Here is an 18,598-nt window from a genome sequence, read left to right as displayed (position 1 = left end):
CGTTTGAAACTCAGGGGGTCATAATCACTCATATCGGTTTCATAACTTAAAGTAAATAACAGAATTATTTTTTTATCCCCAAGTTTCTTTGGTGTCATAACTTAAAGGATATGGCGACAATTGGAATTCCTTCATAGCTTCTTCAATGGAAATGCCAGCCTCATCTGTGTGCTGTAATTGTCCCTCCGTTAAAAGCCCGGCCATCGCACTACTACCAAGTAGCCCAAAGCCAAATCTCGTTCCCTCCTCATCCTTAAAAGCGACAACTTGTATCTTTTTAGAGGGTAGTATTTGTTGCTCATACATACTATTTACGACTTCAATAGCTGCCAATACCCCTAATGCTCCATCATATTTGCCGCCTTCTGGTACTGTATCAATGTGTGAGCCTAGCATAATGGTTTCATCGCCTTCACCATAAGTACCAATGAGATTTCCAACAGCGTCAACCGTTACTTTCATGCCAGCCTGTTCCATATAAATGGTCACTAGCTCAATAGCCTGTTTTTCTACTGGTGTAAAGGAGAAGCGATTAATCCCACCTGTTGCTTCATTGCAGCCGATTTGGCTTAAGTCTTGAAGATGTTGTAAGAGTCTACCTCCATTAATCATGACAATCACTCTTTCATCTGGAATTGGAAGTGGTACTGTCCTTCTCATAAGACAAATTGGTCATGAACCACCTCTAAATTATTATTGTACCCTTTGGCAATAGTGGGGTCGATTACTTTGCAATGAAATTGGCGTATTTACCTGTTTCATTATCCGCCCCTTGTTGACCCGATGGACAATGGATAAATGTTTGTTGAACCTCGATTTCCTTATAACAGTTCGAGCTTAAATAAATTATTATGACCCTTATCGTAGTGTGGCACATAGTTAATATTGTGAACGATCTTCATCACGTTTGATACGTATAATAATTTTGAAATAAGATAGAAAGAAGAACAACCACTACAATAGGAAATTACATAATGAGTGGACCTTTTGAGTTCACTCTCGTTATGCAAGAATGAAGCAAGGGGGTCAGGGATTGTTTAATGATTTTAAGATGGTGGATGATCGTCCTGTTTATGTGCAATTGAAGGATTATGTTCAAGATATGATTGTCAAAGGGCATCTGTTAGAACATCAAAAGCTTCCATCTACGCGTGAACTTAGTAAGCTATTAGCAGTTAGCAGAAATACAGTGCTGAATGCATATGCTGAGCTAGAGCAGGACGGCATCATTTATGCAGTGAAAGGAAAAGGGAACTTTGTAGGAAAGGTTACTACTTTGAAAACGTCCCCTATCGAACTTGACTGGAAAAATAGGCTGAATACAGCAACTTTGTTAGCAGATGAAATCGATTTAGTACGACAAGATATTCAGTGGCAAAAAGGGATGATCTCCTTTACTAGTATTGCTCCGGAAGAAAAGCTTTTTGATGTTGAAAATTTCAAACGGGCTTTTCTTACACGTATGTCCCTTGAAGGCGATATTGTCTTGAATTATGGCTATGCAAAAGGGTATAAACCTTTAATTGATTATCTCCTTCGCTATATGGAAATGAAGGGTGTAGATATTTCTAATAAAGATATTTTAATCACTAACGGTTTTACGGAGGGACTCGATATTTTATTATCCTCAATAGCTAAAAAGTCTGGGCGTGTTCTATGTGAAAATCCTACACATCACGCAGCATTGAAGCTTTTTCGTTTACATGGGCTAGAAATTCATGGCGTTGATATGAGCGATGATGGCATTGATATGGGGCAGGTAGAAAAAACATTAGCCAAAATGGATTTTGATTTTGCCTATCTCATCCCGTCCTATCATAATCCAACTGGAATTGTCACCTCCTCTGAGAAGAGGAATGCTATTTTTCAGCTTTTTTCCAACTATCAAATACCTATCGTAGAAGATGGCTTTAATGAGGAATTAAGGTATTCCAGCTCTCATTTGGCACCACTAATTGCATTTAGTGGTTCAGGTAATAACATTGTCTATATTGGCAGCTTTTCTAAAATCCTTTTCCCAGGCTTACGTGTTGGCTGGATTTTAGCAGATAAGGAGCTAATTGCTAGCCTAGAAAGCATGAAAAGAGCGCGGACAATTCATACATCGACACTGGATCAGGCAGTGTTATATCAATATTTACAGGATGGTTATTTTGAAAAATATTTAAAGAAAGCAAGATCTGTTTATAAGAAAAAGTATGAGCTTGCTCGTCAAGCCTGCATGGAGTACATTCCATTTTGCAAAATCAGAGGGGATGGAGGACTGCATCTATTTATTGAACTAGAAGAGGGCATAGATGCTCGCAGATTATTAGAAAAATGTTATGACGAAGGTGTGGTGTTCTATCCAGGAGATGTATTTTATACAAATGGTCTTGGTAAAAACACATTTCGCCTAGGGTTTTCCCGTTTATCAGAAGAAGATATTGTCCGGGGTATTCAAATTATTGGGGATACATTAAGAAATGATAGAAGGGGTTGAAAAGATGAAAGTTGGCGTAATTATGGGCGGTACCTCCTCTGAAAAGCAGGTTTCGATTATGACAGGGAAGGAAATGGTTGCTCATTTAAATAAACAAAAATACGATGTTGTTGAAATAGTAATGGAAGACCATCAAGAGGTAATAGAAAAAGTCCAAGGTATTGATGTAGCTTTATTAGCACTGCACGGTAAGTTTGGAGAGGATGGCACGATTCAGGGTGTATTAGAAACATTGGGTATTCCTTATACAGGAAGTGGTCTTCTAGCAAGTAGTTTGTGCATGGATAAAAATATGGCCAAGAAAATACTGCGCTATGAAGGGATCGCCACACCAGATTGGATGCATCTCGTAAAGGGTGAGGAGCTGCCATTACAGGACATAGAGCTGATGGGTTATCCGCTGGTCGTTAAACCAAATGCTGGTGGCTCTAGTGTAGGTGTTCAAATTGTCCATGATCGAAATGCCTTATTGACGGCTGTTGCAGAGGTATTGAAGTGGGATAACGAAATCATTATTGAGCAGTACATGATTGGTGACGAAATTACATGCCCAATCCTCAATGATAAGCTATTGCCAGTCCTTTCAATCAAACATACGGCAGTATTTTTTGACTACCAGGCGAAATATGATGATGCTTCTACAATAGAGGAGCCTGTGGAACTCCCACTTGCGATTAATGACCGTGTGGCAAAGGCTGCTATGACAAGCTATAAGTCTTTAAAATGTAGTGTGTATGCTAGAGTAGATATGTTAATTAAGGAGGGCGTTCCTTATGTGTTGGAGGTTAATACATTACCTGGCATGACCCAAAATAGCCTGCTACCAAAAAGTGCCCTTGCTGCAGGAATTAGCTATTCTGCCTTATTGGATAGCATTATTGATAGCTCCTTACAGATTGATAATAGGTAAATAGAAAAAACACCTTTTGTTTTCCTACAAAAGGTGTTTTGACTATCTTAAGATTTGGCTAATTCAATAAAGCCTTCTCCAAAAACATCTCTTACATCATGAATGGCAATAAAGGCATCTTTGTCGACTTCTTTGACAATTTTTTTGAGCTTTACAACTTCTTGCTTACTAATGACGATATACAAAATTTCTTTTTGTTCCTTTGTATAATAGCCATGACCGGAAAGTACCGTAACCCCGCGGTTCATATAAGCAGTTACCTGTCCAGCAATGTCTTCTGGTTTTTTAGAGATGATCGTAACTGCTTTTTTAGGATTAACCCCTTCGATAACGAACTCCATCACCTTAGTACCAACATAAAGCATGATTATTGTTAACATTAATGCCTCTGCTCCGATGATAAAATAAGATGAAAAAGCAACGATTAAATCAAAGAATAAAAGTCCGTAGCTAATACTCCAGCCAAGGTACTTGTTGGTGATTCTAGCTAAAATCGTAGAACCTGCCGTTGTACCACCGACTCTAATAATCAAACCAATACCGACCCCAGCAAATACTCCACCAAAAATCGTATTTACGATAATTTCATTTGAGGAAATCGACCAAGATTCTGTTAAATGTAAAAATAAAGAATGGAATGAGACCGCAATGATCGTATAAATTGTTGTTTGTCTATTTAGAAATTTATAGCCAACTAGTAGTAAAGCCGCATTCATAATAAAGCTGACAATACTTGGAGACCATCCGAAAAGATAATAGGCTATAATCGTTAAGCCCGTTACGCCACCTTCACCCAAATCATTTGGAATAACAAATAAGTTAACTGCTAGGGCAAAAAGCAGTGATCCAAGCATAATCATTAAAATATCTATTACGTATTTTTTCATTCACATAACACCACCATATCAAATTAGATTTTTTCTTAAATCCATACTATATCAGGTTTTCACCAAATGATATACTTTTTTTGTAATATTCATTTAGGATATATCGACCTTTTTTTGTATGTCTTTAGACTAAGAAGACCTTGACTAATTAGAATAAATATTTATAATAATCATAATACTTTTAAGGAGGATTATTAAAAAATGACATATTCTATGAGACTACGTTGCACCGTTTTGAACCAATAACTGAATAGGGTCAAAAACTCTGTTTGTGAAGCCAGAGTATACGGGATAGTCTGTCCTTTTTTAATCATCTTCAATTGCGCAAGAAAGAGAACAGCTCACGCCTTTATTTAAAGAAGCTGCTTATTCTCTAATATATCCTAGTTACTTGGATCACAGGCAATTTGTCTGTGATTTTTTGTTTTATCCATAAGGAGGAATAGATCATGCATATGCTATTATTCTTTTGATACGAGCTTTAACTAGAGGCTCGTATCGGTACCATAGCTATCGATACGAAATGAGTTAATTTCGGGAGGTAGTCATATGGAAAAAGTTTGCTTTGAATTAGAACACGTAATTGTAAATTATTTAGATAAAGAGATTTTAAACATTGAAAAATTAGCCATTCATCAATTCGATCGAATCGGTATCGTTGGGAAAAATGGCGCTGGAAAAAGTACATTAATGAAGTTACTTGCTAGCAAGGTTCAGCCGACAAGTGGGATGGTAAATAGTCATGTACATTTCGGCTATTTTGAACAAATGGAAGCACCAACGTCTGTAGAGGCAGAGGCACAGTTATTAGGGAAATTAGCTATTCCAGCAAATTCTGAAGGACTAAGTGGTGGGGAGCAAACGAGATTAAAGTTAGCTCAATTATTTTCTTTCTATGAGGAGGCGCTGCTCATTGATGAGCCAACAACACATTTAGATCAAGAGGGTATTTCATTTCTAGTGGATGAATTGCGTTATTACTATGGTGCGCTGGTACTAATTAGCCATGATCGTGCGGTTCTGGATAATTTGGTCACAACAATTTGGGAGATTGATGGTGGCACAGTAAACATTTATTCTGGCAATTATAGTAATTATGCTTGGCAAAAGCAGCTGGAGCAAGATCAACAACGCCAGGCGCATGACTTATACTTGAAAGAAAGAAGTCGTCTTGAACAAGCTGCCGAAGATAAAATGAAAAAGGCTGAAAAAATTACCCAAGCAGGTAACATGTCAAAAAGAGAAGCTCATGCAAAGCCGAATCGCATGTTTATGACAAAGTCCAAAGGTACAAGCCAAAAAAACGTACAACGGGCAGCCAAGGCAATAGAACAGCGAATAGAGAAGCTTAAGAAAGTAGATGCGGTGCAGGTAGACAGAAAAATAGTTTTCCGACAATCGAAAGCCTTGGAACTACACAATAAATTTCCGATTATGGCAGATCAATTCACTTTACACGTTCCAGGAAAAGTCCTATTGGATGTCGTAAGCTTTCAAATACCATTAGGTAAAAAAATTGCACTTGCAGGTAGTAACGGTTGTGGAAAAAGTACCTTACTGCGACATATTGCAACTAATGGGGAGGGGTTAACCATTTCCCCTAAGGCCAAAATAGGCTATTTTCATCAAATGGGCTACCAATTTAAAAGTGAGGAAACGGTCCTCCAATTTTTAAAAAATCGCTCAGATTACGATGAAGGCTTTTTACGAAGCGTTCTAAGTTCCATGCAGTTTGTAGGAACTGATATACAAAAGGGTGTGAACTCTTTAAGTGGTGGTGAAGCGATACGCCTTCAACTGTGTTATCTGTTTTTGGGAAACTATAATATACTGTTATTAGATGAGCCAACTAACTTCTTAGATATTCAAGCATTAGAGGCGTTAGAGCAATTTATAGCGGCTTATGAGGGAACCATAATCTTCGTGACACATGATGAAAACTTTATTGAAAATGTAGCAGACATACAATTCACAATAAAAAATAATAAGATATTTTAACTGTGAAAATGCGATTCTACCATTAGGAGGAATCGCATTTTTTTATTAAAGTTTTAATAAAAGAGAGGGAAGAGGGAAAATTTGGCGAATGTGATAGATAGACACTATGAAAAGGTGATGATCGATGTTGAATACGGATGTGACGACTAAATTAAAAATCAAGCAGCCAGCTCATAAAGTTTTTGAAGCCATTATTTCTCCTACTGAAATCGGACATTATTGGTTTTCTAGTAGCTCTGAAAGATGGGCAGAGGGGAAGAGGATTACATTGAGATACGAGGAGTATAGCGCAGAAGGAATTATCTCAGTACTTGAAATAGAGACTAACAAAAAAATTGTATTTTCTTGGGGAGAAGAGCATGGTGAAGTGACGATTGTTACTATGACTCTTGAGGAATATCAAGGTGAGACAATCATTGAGGTAGTGGAATCAGGACTGAACGCACATGATCTGGAAATTGTGACGAAAATGATGGGCCAAAAAGAAGGCTGGATTTATACATTAACCTGTCTCAAAGGATACTTAGAAAATGGCATAAAAACTTTAAGAGCTTCATTAATTCATTAGAGTAGTATGATTGGATGACCTATTTTTGAGGTGATTTTTTGGATAAACGAATTTTTTCATTTTGTATCATTTTGATCACTGTTATTTCGTTATTTAGTCCGACGATTGTTTCTAATTTAATGCTTCAACAAAGTACAATAATGGATACTCATTATTACATTCAATATTTGGCTCATTTATCGAGTGTTTATCTAAGTTTATTCTTTTTGGCTTCATTAGCATTCGTTTTATTTCTGAAGAAAAATCGATGACTAAATTCATCAATGCTTTGCTGAACATCCTTTTCTTACCTTCGGGGGTGAAGGATGGGGGAGAATTGACATTACGGCTACAAATTTGCTTCGAACCAATTTAGAAATTTCGTCTGCCTAGTTGTAGAAGTCATGCCACCTGAAGCTATAAATAGGGCAATAGCGGTCTGATTAAAGCATTCATCTACAACATAAAGGAGGAATTGGTATGAAAAAGTGGGTTTGGCTAACTGGTGGCCTTTTAGTATGTACAGGGTTTGTCATAGGCATTGTATTTTGGAAAATCCAAAAAGAAGTCAAGAAAGACGACCCTGAATATATTGTGCAATTTATGAAAGAGAATAAGGGCAATAAAAATGTTTCCGTAGCGATACAATATAATCGCCTAAGCTGGGTAGAGCAACATACAAAGGAACCACTGCCTTTAGCCAGTACGGTTAAAATAATCGTCGCTATCGCATATGCGCAACAAGCCGCAGATGGACATATCAATCCTCAGCAACAAGTTCGCTTAAGGGAATTAGAGACATTTTATATCCCAAAAACAGATGGTGGCGCACATGAAGCGTGGCTAGCGCAGTTAAACCTCAATGGCAAGGGAAGTGTGCCGCTGAGCGAGGTTGCAAAGGGAATGATTACTTATAGTTCTAATGCAAATACAGATTATTTAATGCATGTACTAGGGCTTCAAAATATTAATGAGGTTCTCACTCAACTGGATGTAAAAGGTCATGAACTTCTGTATCCAATCGCAAGTGCTCTCTATATCCCCATTCAATTGCGAGATGAAAAGAGTCTAACGAAAAAAGAAACACTAGCGGCTTTAAAAGATATGGGGATGGCTGAATATCGAGAACGGGCATTGGCTATTCATGAGAATTGGCTAGAAAAACCTTTAACAAAAGAGGAGAAAGCTCAGGCAATAAAAATACTCAATTTGGATGTTCAAAGGGTTTGGTCTGATCGTTTAATAAGGGCTTCTACTAGTGACTACATTTCTATTTTAGAAAAGTTGAATAGTAAAAATTACTTTACAGAAGATGTACATAAATACTTAGATCCTGTGATGGAACAATTGATGCAAAACCCTAGAAATCAAGGATGGCTTACACATGCAGGTCAAAAAGGAGGGTCAACAGCCTTTGTATTGACACTAGCCGCCTATGCGGAAGATAAAGAAGGGAATCAGACGGAGATAGCCTTTTTTGCTAACGACTTAAAAACAATGGAACAAATTAAATTATCTACTAGTATGAATAGTTTTCAATTAAAATTTCTTACAGACGAGAAATTTAGGGTGCGTCTTCAAAGGGAATTATCTGAGTGATGAATCGCCTAAAAATTATCTATGTTCATCAAGTAATCTTTCAAGAAAATCGGAGAATGTAGGTGCATACTCATAAATCATGTTATTCATTAAGTCATAACACATGACGGGAAACTCCCCATCTTCATCTTTTGCGGATAAATCGAAGAAATAAAGCTCATCTGCGTCTGGGACAAATAAGTCCAATCTATTTGGATATTTTCTGTACCAATCTTCATCGGCCAAGTTCAGACGGTGAATATAGAGAATGTCGCTATCGTCGATATCTCTGTATTCAGGTTGACTGACCGTCAGGATGTTTCCTCCAATTAGTCGGGCATTGCCATAATTCATTAACCACCAGCAATAAGAGGGCGGTAATTGAAACCCTAGCTCTAATTCTGCTTCGGTTATCCAGCTATCTTTTACATTGCATCCAGGATGCCACTTAATCGATGTGGTATGAGCTAGCTTTTTTACTATATTCTCATACATCAAAAAAACCTCACTTTTTCATAATGACATCTAAAGAGCGCCCTTGTAGTTGAGGTAGCTTTTGTACATTCCTTCAACCGTCTGCATACTATACATTTATAATATGTGAGAGGATTGAGGTCAATGCATTACCCTTATTATCATAATTACCCCGTGTATAATTACGGCTACCAGCCTGTTTATTGGGCTTATCCAACACAGCTAGAACAGGGAACCAGAAGTAATATGCGGAGAGATTATGGACCAGAGCCATTCGTTGTGGACATAGAGGACGTTACAAAGCAAAACAAAAATTACCGCAAAGCTTTATGGACAGGGTCAAACTTACAAGTAACTGTGATGAGCATCAATGTAGGAGATGATATTGGCTTAGAAGTGCATCCCCATGTCGATCAATTCATTTGTATTGAAGAGGGTAAGGGAGTTGCCCAAATGGGACCGACTAAGGATTATTTAAACTTTCAAAGAAATGTTTCTGAAGATACGGCCATCATGGTGCCCGCAGGGACATGGCATAATATTACGAATATAGGAAATGAACCATTAAAGCTCTACACGATTTATGCGCCACCCAATCATCCACCTGGGACTATTCATGTGACGAAGGTAGATGCAGAGGCTGAAGAAGCGGGCTATGGTCAAGAAAATTAAAAGAAAAAAAGCGTGTTTAATTAAACATGCTTTTTTCTCGTTATATGGTAGAATGTTTTTTAATTACAGATAATAAAGGTCCTTAATTAATGAAAGAAGGTAATGAATGATGAAATATTCAAAGGCAACAAACTATGCGTTACATACAATGGTGTTTTTGACGAATACACCTAAAGGAAAATCAATGAATGTTGAGACACTAGCTGACATGCAGAAACTATCTCCAACCTATCTTTCCAAAATTTTAACAAAGCTTGTAAAGGCGGGTTTAATCGAATCGAATCCAGGTGTCAATGGAGGTTATCGTATTTCGAAGCGCCCTCAAGAAGTTTCCTTTTTAGATGTGATTTACGCAATCGAGGGACAAACCACATTATTCAGCTGTTCCTCTGACCACGAGGATTCCTTTCATAACGAAGGTTGTCTCATTGAGCAAGTAATGGTGGATGCTGAGAACAATATGAAAGAAGAGCTTAGTAAGAAATTGATTATTGATATTGCTCATGAAATCGATAAAAAAATGAAGTAGGCGGATAGAATGTTGAAATGGACGGATAAGAACTAGGGGACTCTAGTTCTGTTGTTATTTCAATTGCATAAGAGCCCCAAAGTATTGCTGTGCGGTTGTGAAACAAATAAATGCCAGTAGTTCACTGATTTCAGCCTCTGTTAAATATTCTTTTAAGACAGCGGTGACATTGGGTGCGGTATGCCCTTTAGTGACTAAGAATGCTTCAGCAAAACCTGTACATACCGCTGTTTTCTCATCGTAATGTTGAGGGTCAGGTACACCTTTCGCCTGACAATATTGACAACCATTTTTTTGTGCCAATGTTTTTCGGACCTCTTCTTTTAAATGTGCAGATAAATGACCGTCCTTTTCGACTGCTTCCCCTAGTTGTAACCAATGCGACTGTATTCCCTCGTTATAGCCTAGTAGTTGTTGAAATGGTGTTAAGCCCTTGTCATATAGATGAATGAGTGTCATTAATCTTCCCTCCTATAATTAGTGTAAAATATGAATGGCGATGTTAACATACCAATTCGAAGGGAAATATTTTCTTTCTCTTTTAAAATGAAGGGAATTTTCTATAATGGATTTCATTAATGAAAAAATACTAAAAGAATTGAAAAAAGATAGCCGAATTTCTATGAGTGAGCTAGGCAGGAGAGTACATTTATCGGCCCCTGCAGTTCGTGAAAGGGTACGACATTTAGAGGAAAAGCAAATCATAAGAAAATATACGTTAGACATTAATACAAAGGCGCTAGGCTTTCCCATTGAAGCTATAATTGAGGCAACAATTAAAAATAATCGCTATGCAGATTTTAAAGAACATATCCTGACATTTACAAACGTAGATTTTTGCTATCGAATATCGGGAGAAACTTGTTTCTTATTAAAGGCTCATTTTCAATCTTTTCCTGATGTAGAGCAATTTATTGATGAATTACAGCTATATGCACATACAAAAAGTAATTTTATTTTTTCTGATATATGTGAGGACTTATAAAAAAGGAGATCTTTATGGAAATCAAATTATTTACGGGTGAAATAGATGCTTTAGTCCATTTACTAACTCAAAATATATGGATTTACCACACCAATCAGCATATAAAAGAAGAGACCGTTCGAGCAGCGTTCGCGGAGGGATATTATGAGAATGATTGTGAAACACATTGGTTACTGGAAAATGGAGAAAGAGTAGGAATTATCTTTATACATGATATCAGTGACACCATCCCACTGTTTGATATCCGCTTACATGCAAATTGTAGCGGAAAAGGATATGGCGTAATGGCACTTCGATGGTTACAAGAGTATCTATTTGAGGTAAAGGGTAAGATTCGTATTGAAGGCTATACAAGAGTTGATAATATAGGAATGCGGAAATGTTTTAGCAAAGCTGGTTTTGTGAAGGAAGGCTATTTACGAAATGCTTGGGAAAATGAAGATGGCACAGTGACCGATAGTATTGTCTATGGTGCTATTAAAGAAGATTGGGTTCTAGGAAATCCAACGCCTATTAATATAGATGACGTTCCATTTTAAGGAGACATGTATGAAGAAAAATGTGTTAAATGCTTTAAGGCAATCTTGGTCGGCTCAATCAAGTTCTAAATGGAGCGTTGAAAACCCTGCAAAAGGGCAATGTGGTGTTACTTCTCTAGTGGTGCAAGATATTCTTGGCGGGGAAATTAGGAAAACAAGTTTGGATGAGGGCTGGCACTTTTATAATGTAATAAATGGAGAGAGAATGGATTTTACGAAAGAGCAATTTTCATCTGAAATTGATTATCAAGACATTGATTCGAATAGGGCAGAGGCTTATCAGGATACAAATAATGCTCAATATAGCTGTTTAAAATCACAAGTTAATAGACATTTAGCAAGGGCAGAGGGATAGATTCCTTTGCTTTTTTAAATTAGTAAAACAAAGGTGTTGACGATTAGGAAAGTGGCGTGTTATTATTATCTCGAATTCAAGATAAATAAATTCAAGATAAACGAATTCAAACCTTTAACTTTCGTAAGGAGGTACAATAATGGGTTTTTGGAATAAATTATTTTCTTCAAAAAAAGAGGAGGAACAAACAATGGCAGAATTAAATATCGGTATTATTATTGGATCAACACGTGAGGGACGTGTAAGTCCTCAGGTAGCACAATGGGTAAAGGAAATTGCAGATCAACGAGGCGATGCAAACTATACAGTGATTGATATCGCTGATTATAAATTGCCATTATTAGGAGAGCCAGGGCAAGATGCTTCAGGTGCACAGGCTTGGTCTGAAATTATCGCTAAACAAGATGGATTTGTGTTCATCGTACAAGAATACAATCACTCTATTACAGGCGCTCTAAAAAATGCACTAGATTATTTACGTGTTGAGTGGAATAACAAAGCAGCAGGCATCGTTTCATATGGTTCTGTAGGTGGTGCTCGTGCAGCAGAACATTTACGTGGCATCATGGGTGAGCTTTTAATCGCAGATGTACGTGTTCACCCTGCATTATCATTATTCACAGATTTTGAAAATGGTTCAGACTTTAAACCACAAGCTGTACAAACAGATTCAGTCAATCAAATGTTAGATCAAGTAATCCCATGGTCAAAAGCTTTATACACAATTCGTTAAGCTTGCCGGTTTGAAATAGGACGAAGTTGGATAAAGTGTGGGAGAGAAAAATTAGACAGGAAAGGGCATGTTAACATGAAAAAACATACAGCAGGTATTCACCATATCACAGCTATTGTAGGCCACCCACAAGAGAATATTGATTTTTATGCAGGTGTATTAGGCTTGCGTTTAGTGAAACAAACTGTAAACTTCGATGATCCTGGCACATATCATTTATATTTCGGTGATGCAGGTGGGAAACCTGGAACAATCATTACGTTCTTCCCTTGGGCCAATGCATATCAAGGGCGTATTGGTGACGGTCAAGTTGGTGTCACAACGTATGTTGTACCAGAGGGGGCACTACCATTTTGGATTAATCGTTTAGCAAAATTTTCAATTCCTTTCCAAAAAGCTGAACGCTTTGGTGAGCAAGTCATTCAGTTCGATGACCCGCATGGTCTGCATATTGAACTCGTTGCGCGTGCTGCAGGCGAATTAAATAACTGGACATTTGGAGAAGTAACGCCAGAGGTTGCCATTAAAGGATTTGGTGGAGCTACTTTATATTCTAGCCACCCTGAAGAAACTGCAAAAGTTTTAACAGAGGTAATGGGTCTTGAAAGAGTAGCGACAGAGGGTGACTATACTCGTTTTAAATCTAATGCGGAGATTGGCAATACAGTTGATTTAAAAATGGTTGTAGGCCAACGTGGACAAATGGGTGTAGGAACGGTTCACCATATTGCATGGAGAGCTCAAGATAATACGGATCATTTAGAATGGCAAGAGTATGTTATGAATCATGGACAACATGTAACGGAAGTCAAAGATCGTAATTATTTTAATGCGATTTATTTCCGTGAACCTGGTGAAGTTTTATTTGAAATTGCTACGGATCCTCCGGGATTTGCTCATGATGAAACAATGGAGACGATGGGAAGCCAATTAATGTTACCATCTCAATATGAGCAACAACGAGAGCAATTAGAAAGAACACTAATTCCGATTGAAGTCCGTGAGCTTGATTAAGAGGGGTGAGTCGCTTGATTTCGATTGATCCTACAAAAAATTCAGAGCGTGAAAACTATAAATTATTAATTGGAAGTATTATTCCAAGACCAATTGCGTTTGTAACAACAAAATCTGAGCAAGGAATAATCAATGGGGCACCATTTAGTTATTTTAATATCGTGTCTTCTAACCCACCGATGATTTCTTTAGCCATCCAGAGACCAAATGGTCGTTTGAAAGATACAGCTCAGCATATCTATCATCAGCAACAATTTGTAGTTCATATTGTGGATGAGAGTAATGTAGAGCAGGTGAATGAGACCGCAGCATCCCTGCCAGTTACAGAAAGTGAACTGACACGAACAAACTTCACTTTAGTGGATAGTAAGCAAATAGTGGTTCCTGGCATCCAAGAGGCAAAGGTTCGTATGGAGTGTTGCTTAGTACAATCCATTCCTTTGATGAATGGGGAGGAGCAGACTGGTGATTTATTTATTGGAGAAGTTGTTCAATTTCATGTAGATGAAACAATCTATCATGATGGACGTATCGATCCAAGAAAATTACAGGCGGTTAGTAGGCTTGCCGGGTCAAACTATGCTAAAATTGGCGATATTTTTGAGCTAGAACGTCCCTTATAGAATCTACTTAAATGAATGCGAAATGTTGAGAACTCAACATTTTCGCATTTTTTTGATTTGGCGACATCCTCATCTGCCGTTGAGCGCACGGGCCATGGCATCTAAATAATTTTGACTAGCGCGCTGACTAATTTCAGCATCCGGCACAAAGACTTCAAAGCAATGAAAGCTACCAGGATAGAGATTCATCTCAACAGCTACTCCTGCTTGAGCAAGTCGTGCTACATAGTCGAGGGTTTCATCTCTGAATAAATCAAGTTGGCCTATACACGTGTAGGTAGGAGGTAGTCCTGCTAAGTTATCTGCTCTTGAAGGAACCGCATATGGAGAAAGTTCATGGGTGTCCTGTTCCTCCCCTAAGTACATACGCCAAGCGGTCAAATTATTTGTTCTATTCCATGTTGCGTGACTGTCAGTAATTTCATAGCTAGAAGGCGTTTCATTTCGGTTATCAAGCATTGGATACAGTGGCATCTGGAATATAATCGCGGGTCCTCCTTTATCACGAGCCATTAATGCGAGAGCTGCTGTTAACCCTCCCCCTCCACTTGCACCGGCAATTGCCACCCTTTTACTATCAATGCCTAGCTTAGGAGCTTCAGTTGTCATCCATACTAACCCTGCATAGCAATCTTCAATCGCAGCTGGATAGGGATGCTCGGGGGCAAGTCGATAATCAACTGATACGACAACGCAGTTAGCGGTCTGAACAAAACGTTCACATAGAAGGTCATCCATATCAGGATGTCCCATCACAAAACCACCACCATGAATCCAAAGCATAGCAGGAAGTTTGTCATGGTTCCGTTTAACAGGTTCATATATTTTTACTAGCATTTCACCTCCATCTCCTCTAGGAATCATGCAATTCGTCGTGTGCACAAGTTTTGACTTTTCTAATGGTGGCTGGACTAAGAGGCTGCGACTCCACGCTAAATCTTCCTCCAGACGAAAGCCCGGAAATTGTGAGTAAGCCTGTCTTAATTCTGGTAAGATTCGGTCATTGATTGTCATATAAATTCTCCCTGTAAAGTAATGAATTTTTAAATAAATGGATGTCCTGCTACAGCCATTTCCGCCTCCCATTGGGCAACTTCTTCACGCACACGAGGAGCCACTTCGGTTCCTAGAAGTTCTATAGCTTGCATGACTTGATCATGTGGCATTGTACTTAAAGGTACGTATAACATAAATCGTGTGATCCCTACATGTTTACGAAGATGAATAATTTTCTGAGCAACTGTCTCTGAATCACCGACATATAATGCTCCTTCAAAACTACGTGCAGCATCATAGCTAGAACGATCATAATACGGCCAACCCCGTTCTTTGCCCAGTTTATTCATGCCTGCCTGTGTAGATGGGAAAAATGTATCTGCTGCCCACTCGTTATTCGGGCCAACAAAACCTATCGAATGGGAGCCTACCCGAAGCTTAGATAAATCATGACCTGCATGAGCAGCAGCTTTTTTATAAAGTTGTACGATTGGAGCAAACTGCATAGGACTGCCACCAATGATTGCTAGCATAAGGGGTAATCCTAAAATTCCTGCCCGAATGGCTGATTGTTGATTTCCTCCACTACCAACCCAAATTGGTAAGGACTTTTGAACAGGTCTTGGATACACACCTAAATTATTGATCGCTGGTCGATGCTTCCCTTCCCACACTACTTTTTCTTCCTCACGAATTTTAAGTAATAAATCTAAATGCTCTTCAAATAGTTCATCATAGTCATTTAAATCGTAGCCAAATAAAGGGAAAGATTCGATGAATGACCCACGACCTGCCATAATTTCCGCACGCCCATTTGAAAGTCCGTCCAAAGTAGAAAAATCTTGATAGACGCGAACCGGGTCAGCTGAAGAAAGGACAGTCACCGCGCTTGTAAGTCGAATTTTTTCCGTTTGTGAAGCAGCAGCGGCTAGCACCATTGCTGGAGAAGATGCAGCATAGTCTTCTCGATGATGCTCGCCAACCCCAAATACATCCAGTCCTACTTGATCGGCAAGAATGATTTCTTCAACCACTTCACGTAAGCGTTGGGCATGACTAATCACTTCCCCATTATGAACATCTGGTTTTGTTTCTACAAAAGAGGTAATTCCTATTTCCATTTGTCATTCTCCTTGTCAATTTAATGTTTTGTAAATCGTAAAGTCGTTGCCCAAAAAAGAATTGCTATAGCACTAATTGAAGCTCCGAGGAAAGAGACCCCTTCCCAGCCAAAGTGTGCATATATTTGCGTAGAAGCAATGGAGCCACTTGCACTGCCGATGGAATAAAAAATCATATATCCAGCAGTAAGTCGACTTCTTGCCTCTGTACGTAATGGAAGAATTAGCGCCTGATTCGTAACATGTACGGCCTGTACAGCTAAATCTAGCAATACGATCCCTACAATTAACGCAAATAACGATTGTTCTAGATAGCTAATAAACAACCAAGAAATTAGTAATAGCGCTAATGCTATACCTGTTGTTCTTTGTGCGTATCCTCGATCAGCCAATTTCCCTGCCCGGGCCGCAGCCAACGCGCCGGCCACTCCAACAAGACCAAAAGCACCAATTACGCTATGTGAAAGGGCCAACGGTGGTGCACTAAGTGGAAGAACAAGTGATGTCCACAAAATACTGAAATCAGCAAAAATTAGCATGGCTAGAACGGCACGGATACGTAGTGTTCGTTCTTGTTTTAATAATGTGAACACAGATCTAATGAGTTGATGGTAGGGGAGTGATTTTACTTCGCGCTCTACTGTAGGTAACACTTTTAGAAACAAACAAACCATTATGAGCATTACGGCAGCAGAGACTAGATAGACAGTACGCCATCCCGCAAGGTCAGTTAATAGTCCTGCGAAGGTACGAGCGAGCAGTATGCCTATGACGATTCCGCTCGTGATAATCCCAACGACGCGACCACGCTCTGTTGGGGAAGCGATGGTTGCTGCAAATGCTACAAGCGTTTGTGTCACAACGGCAAGTAAACCTACTAAAGCCATACCTGTGAAAAGAACTATGCTATAAGAAGCGGTACCGACTATAACTAGAGCCGTTGTGGATAATAGCATCTGTCCGATAATCAAACGTCGCTGGTTAAGTAAGTCCCCAAGTGGCACTAGAAGTAATAGGCCTAACCCGTAAAAGATTTGCGTGATTGTAATGACAACACCAATAATCGACGGATCAATAGTAAACGCAATAGACAGTTGATCAAGCAGCGGCTGAGCGAAATAAATATTGGCGACTGACATTCCACAAGCTGTTGCGAATAATAATGTGACAGCACGAGGTATGGAAGGCGTTAGATTTATCGCAGGTGCATCCCATTCTTGCTTGAGCTCTTCTTCCATCTTATTTCCTCCATTCCATTTAGAATATCATTATAACGTACCGAACGGTACAATATAATTATTGGTAAATATATCTTACTGTTATTGACCGTGTCAAGTATTTGTTTGGTATTTGTTTTTACCTTCTTACTGGAAATAGAGTAAAATTGACAATGGGACCAGCTGGATATACAATGATTACATACTGTTTGGTATTTTAATTTTTAAATATATTCAAATGACGAACACTTATACAATGGAGGTGATTTTTATGGCAAGAACCCGTGAATTTGATGAGGAAAAAGTTTTAGAGGCTGCCATGCAGTTATTTTGGGAGAAGGGATATGAAGCTACTTCTTTAAGTGATCTTACTGCGAGAATGGGCATTCAACGTCCTAGTATTTATTCAACCTTTGGTGATAAAAAGGAGCTATTTGAAGCGGCACTGCGTAGATATACGACATCTAGAGCAGCTAATATACGAGCTAGACTTCAAAGTCATGTTTCTGTAAAGCAGGCATTTGCAACTTTTTTTGAAGAAGTGATTCAAGCTGAGTATATGAAAGATCTTAGTAACGGCTGTTTTTGTATTAATACAATGGTTGAACTCGCTCCTCATGACGAGAGATTTGAGATTTTAACGAGGGAGCATCAACTTTATTTAGCAGTTATTTTTCAGGAGACCATTGAGAGAGGAGTCCAAACGGGTGAGCTTGAGGCTGACACGGATGCAAAATCACTTGCGCAGGCATTCATTGTATCGTTAATTGGATTAACCGTTATGATGAAATCACAGCCACAGCGTTCATTCGTTGATAATGCAATAGCCACGACTCTGACATTACTTAAATAAAATTTTAAACTAGTAAAGAATAAAATATGAATGTCCATGTAACCCTTTAAAAATAATAATTTAAAGGGTTTTTTGGTGGGATTTT

General features: G+C 38.6%; 21 protein-coding genes. 14 read left to right on the top strand and 7 right to left on the bottom strand.

Features of this window, described 5'->3' with window-relative positions; all coding sequences use genetic code 11:
- Nucleotides 1–72 precede the first annotated feature (72 nt).
- Nucleotides 73–612 (bottom strand): M20/M25/M40 family metallo-hydrolase, encoded by a 540-nt coding sequence (locus MKY88_RS22660; protein ID WP_328205048.1) that lies wholly within the window; start codon nucleotides 610–612, stop codon nucleotides 73–75.
- Nucleotides 613–1,012: 400 nt separating this feature from the next.
- Between MKY88_RS22660 and pdxR the strand changes: the two genes are divergently transcribed.
- Nucleotides 1,013–2,482, top strand: coding sequence for a MocR-like pyridoxine biosynthesis transcription factor PdxR (pdxR, locus tag MKY88_RS22655; RefSeq protein WP_258269357.1), 1,470 nt, complete (start codon nucleotides 1,013–1,015; stop codon nucleotides 2,480–2,482).
- Between the two features lie 4 nt (nucleotides 2,483–2,486).
- Nucleotides 2,487–3,392, top strand: coding sequence for a D-alanine--D-alanine ligase (locus MKY88_RS22650; RefSeq protein ID WP_340814746.1), 906 nt, complete (start codon nucleotides 2,487–2,489; stop codon nucleotides 3,390–3,392).
- A gap of 47 nt (nucleotides 3,393–3,439) precedes the next feature.
- On the opposite strand, the gene MKY88_RS22645 is transcribed toward MKY88_RS22650, so the two are convergent.
- On the bottom strand, nucleotides 3,440–4,279 hold the full coding sequence (locus MKY88_RS22645; protein WP_025113579.1) for a YitT family protein: 840 nt from the start codon (nucleotides 4,277–4,279) through the stop codon (nucleotides 3,440–3,442).
- A 549-nt stretch (nucleotides 4,280–4,828) separates the two neighbouring features.
- On the opposite strand from MKY88_RS22645, the gene MKY88_RS22640 reads away from it, so the two are divergent.
- From MKY88_RS22640 to MKY88_RS22630, 3 genes are all read left to right on the top strand, one after another.
- Nucleotides 4,829–6,277 carry an Msr family ABC-F type ribosomal protection protein gene (locus tag MKY88_RS22640; protein ID WP_340814745.1) on the top strand — a complete coding sequence of 483 codons (1,449 nt, stop codon included), beginning with the start codon at nucleotides 4,829–4,831 and terminating at the stop codon, nucleotides 6,275–6,277.
- Nucleotides 6,278–6,401: 124 nt separating this feature from the next.
- Nucleotides 6,402–6,845, top strand: coding sequence for an SRPBCC family protein (locus tag MKY88_RS22635; RefSeq protein ID WP_340814744.1), 444 nt, complete (start codon nucleotides 6,402–6,404; stop codon nucleotides 6,843–6,845).
- Between the two features lie 459 nt (nucleotides 6,846–7,304).
- Nucleotides 7,305–8,423, top strand: coding sequence for a serine hydrolase (locus MKY88_RS22630; RefSeq protein WP_340814743.1), 1,119 nt, complete (start codon nucleotides 7,305–7,307; stop codon nucleotides 8,421–8,423).
- A 15-nt stretch (nucleotides 8,424–8,438) separates the two neighbouring features.
- Here MKY88_RS22630 and MKY88_RS22625 read toward each other — a convergent pair whose 3' ends face one another.
- On the bottom strand, nucleotides 8,439–8,897 hold the full coding sequence (locus MKY88_RS22625) for an SMI1/KNR4 family protein (protein ID WP_340814742.1): 459 nt from the start codon (nucleotides 8,895–8,897) through the stop codon (nucleotides 8,439–8,441).
- A gap of 123 nt (nucleotides 8,898–9,020) precedes the next feature.
- On the opposite strand from MKY88_RS22625, the gene MKY88_RS22620 reads away from it, so the two are divergent.
- On the top strand, nucleotides 9,021–9,548 hold the full coding sequence (locus tag MKY88_RS22620) for a cupin domain-containing protein (RefSeq protein ID WP_328205035.1): 528 nt from the start codon (nucleotides 9,021–9,023) through the stop codon (nucleotides 9,546–9,548).
- 106 nt (nucleotides 9,549–9,654) lie between these two features.
- On the top strand, nucleotides 9,655–10,077 hold the full coding sequence (locus MKY88_RS22615) for an Rrf2 family transcriptional regulator (protein WP_193833377.1): 423 nt from the start codon (nucleotides 9,655–9,657) through the stop codon (nucleotides 10,075–10,077).
- A 54-nt stretch (nucleotides 10,078–10,131) separates the two neighbouring features.
- Here MKY88_RS22615 and MKY88_RS22610 read toward each other — a convergent pair whose 3' ends face one another.
- A complete protein-coding gene (locus tag MKY88_RS22610) occupies nucleotides 10,132–10,536 on the bottom strand; it encodes a carboxymuconolactone decarboxylase family protein (protein WP_291753991.1) in 405 nt (134 codons plus the stop codon).
- Nucleotides 10,537–10,642: 106 nt separating this feature from the next.
- Between MKY88_RS22610 and MKY88_RS22605 the strand changes: the two genes are divergently transcribed.
- From MKY88_RS22605 to MKY88_RS22580, 6 genes are all read left to right on the top strand, one after another.
- A complete protein-coding gene (locus MKY88_RS22605; protein ID WP_340814741.1) occupies nucleotides 10,643–11,062 on the top strand; it encodes an Lrp/AsnC family transcriptional regulator in 420 nt (139 codons plus the stop codon).
- Nucleotides 11,063–11,076: 14 nt separating this feature from the next.
- The gene (locus tag MKY88_RS22600) at nucleotides 11,077–11,601 is read left to right on the top strand and encodes a GNAT family N-acetyltransferase (RefSeq protein ID WP_328205029.1); all 525 of its coding nucleotides are present in this window, start codon (nucleotides 11,077–11,079) and stop codon (nucleotides 11,599–11,601) included.
- A gap of 10 nt (nucleotides 11,602–11,611) precedes the next feature.
- Complete coding sequence (locus MKY88_RS22595; RefSeq protein ID WP_083244755.1) at nucleotides 11,612–11,956, top strand: YunG family protein; 345 nt, start codon at nucleotides 11,612–11,614, stop codon at nucleotides 11,954–11,956.
- 139 nt (nucleotides 11,957–12,095) lie between these two features.
- Nucleotides 12,096–12,689 carry an NADPH-dependent FMN reductase gene (locus MKY88_RS22590; RefSeq protein WP_340814740.1) on the top strand — a complete coding sequence of 198 codons (594 nt, stop codon included), beginning with the start codon at nucleotides 12,096–12,098 and terminating at the stop codon, nucleotides 12,687–12,689.
- A 75-nt stretch (nucleotides 12,690–12,764) separates the two neighbouring features.
- Nucleotides 12,765–13,703: a ring-cleaving dioxygenase gene (locus tag MKY88_RS22585; protein ID WP_340814739.1), complete on the top strand. Its 939-nt coding sequence runs from the start codon at nucleotides 12,765–12,767 to the stop codon at nucleotides 13,701–13,703.
- A gap of 14 nt (nucleotides 13,704–13,717) precedes the next feature.
- Nucleotides 13,718–14,326: a flavin reductase family protein gene (locus MKY88_RS22580; protein WP_328205025.1), complete on the top strand. Its 609-nt coding sequence runs from the start codon at nucleotides 13,718–13,720 to the stop codon at nucleotides 14,324–14,326.
- Between the two features lie 69 nt (nucleotides 14,327–14,395).
- On the opposite strand, the gene MKY88_RS22575 is transcribed toward MKY88_RS22580, so the two are convergent.
- Genes MKY88_RS22575 through MKY88_RS22565 form a run of 3 tightly spaced genes read right to left on the bottom strand, consistent with a single transcriptional unit; the run spans nucleotide 14,396 to nucleotide 17,681 of the window.
- Nucleotides 14,396–15,340: an alpha/beta hydrolase gene (locus MKY88_RS22575; RefSeq protein ID WP_258269372.1), complete on the bottom strand. Its 945-nt coding sequence runs from the start codon at nucleotides 15,338–15,340 to the stop codon at nucleotides 14,396–14,398.
- Nucleotides 15,341–15,369: 29 nt separating this feature from the next.
- On the bottom strand, nucleotides 15,370–16,443 hold the full coding sequence (locus tag MKY88_RS22570; protein ID WP_258269374.1) for an LLM class flavin-dependent oxidoreductase: 1,074 nt from the start codon (nucleotides 16,441–16,443) through the stop codon (nucleotides 15,370–15,372).
- Nucleotides 16,444–16,463: 20 nt separating this feature from the next.
- Nucleotides 16,464–17,681: an MFS transporter gene (locus MKY88_RS22565; RefSeq protein ID WP_328205021.1), complete on the bottom strand. Its 1,218-nt coding sequence runs from the start codon at nucleotides 17,679–17,681 to the stop codon at nucleotides 16,464–16,466.
- Nucleotides 17,682–17,931: 250 nt separating this feature from the next.
- Here MKY88_RS22565 and MKY88_RS22560 point away from each other — a divergent pair, with 250 nt between their 5' ends.
- On the top strand, nucleotides 17,932–18,513 hold the full coding sequence (locus MKY88_RS22560) for a TetR/AcrR family transcriptional regulator (protein WP_258269376.1): 582 nt from the start codon (nucleotides 17,932–17,934) through the stop codon (nucleotides 18,511–18,513).
- Nucleotides 18,514–18,598: the final 85 nt, after the last annotated feature.

It is taken from the genome of Lysinibacillus sp. FSL R7-0073, assembly GCF_038009065.1.
Taxonomy (GTDB): Bacteria; Bacillota; Bacilli; order Bacillales_A; family Planococcaceae; genus Lysinibacillus; species Lysinibacillus fusiformis.
The sequence above is the reverse complement of the archived record's forward strand: the minus strand, read 5'-3'. Positions and strand labels throughout refer to the sequence as shown.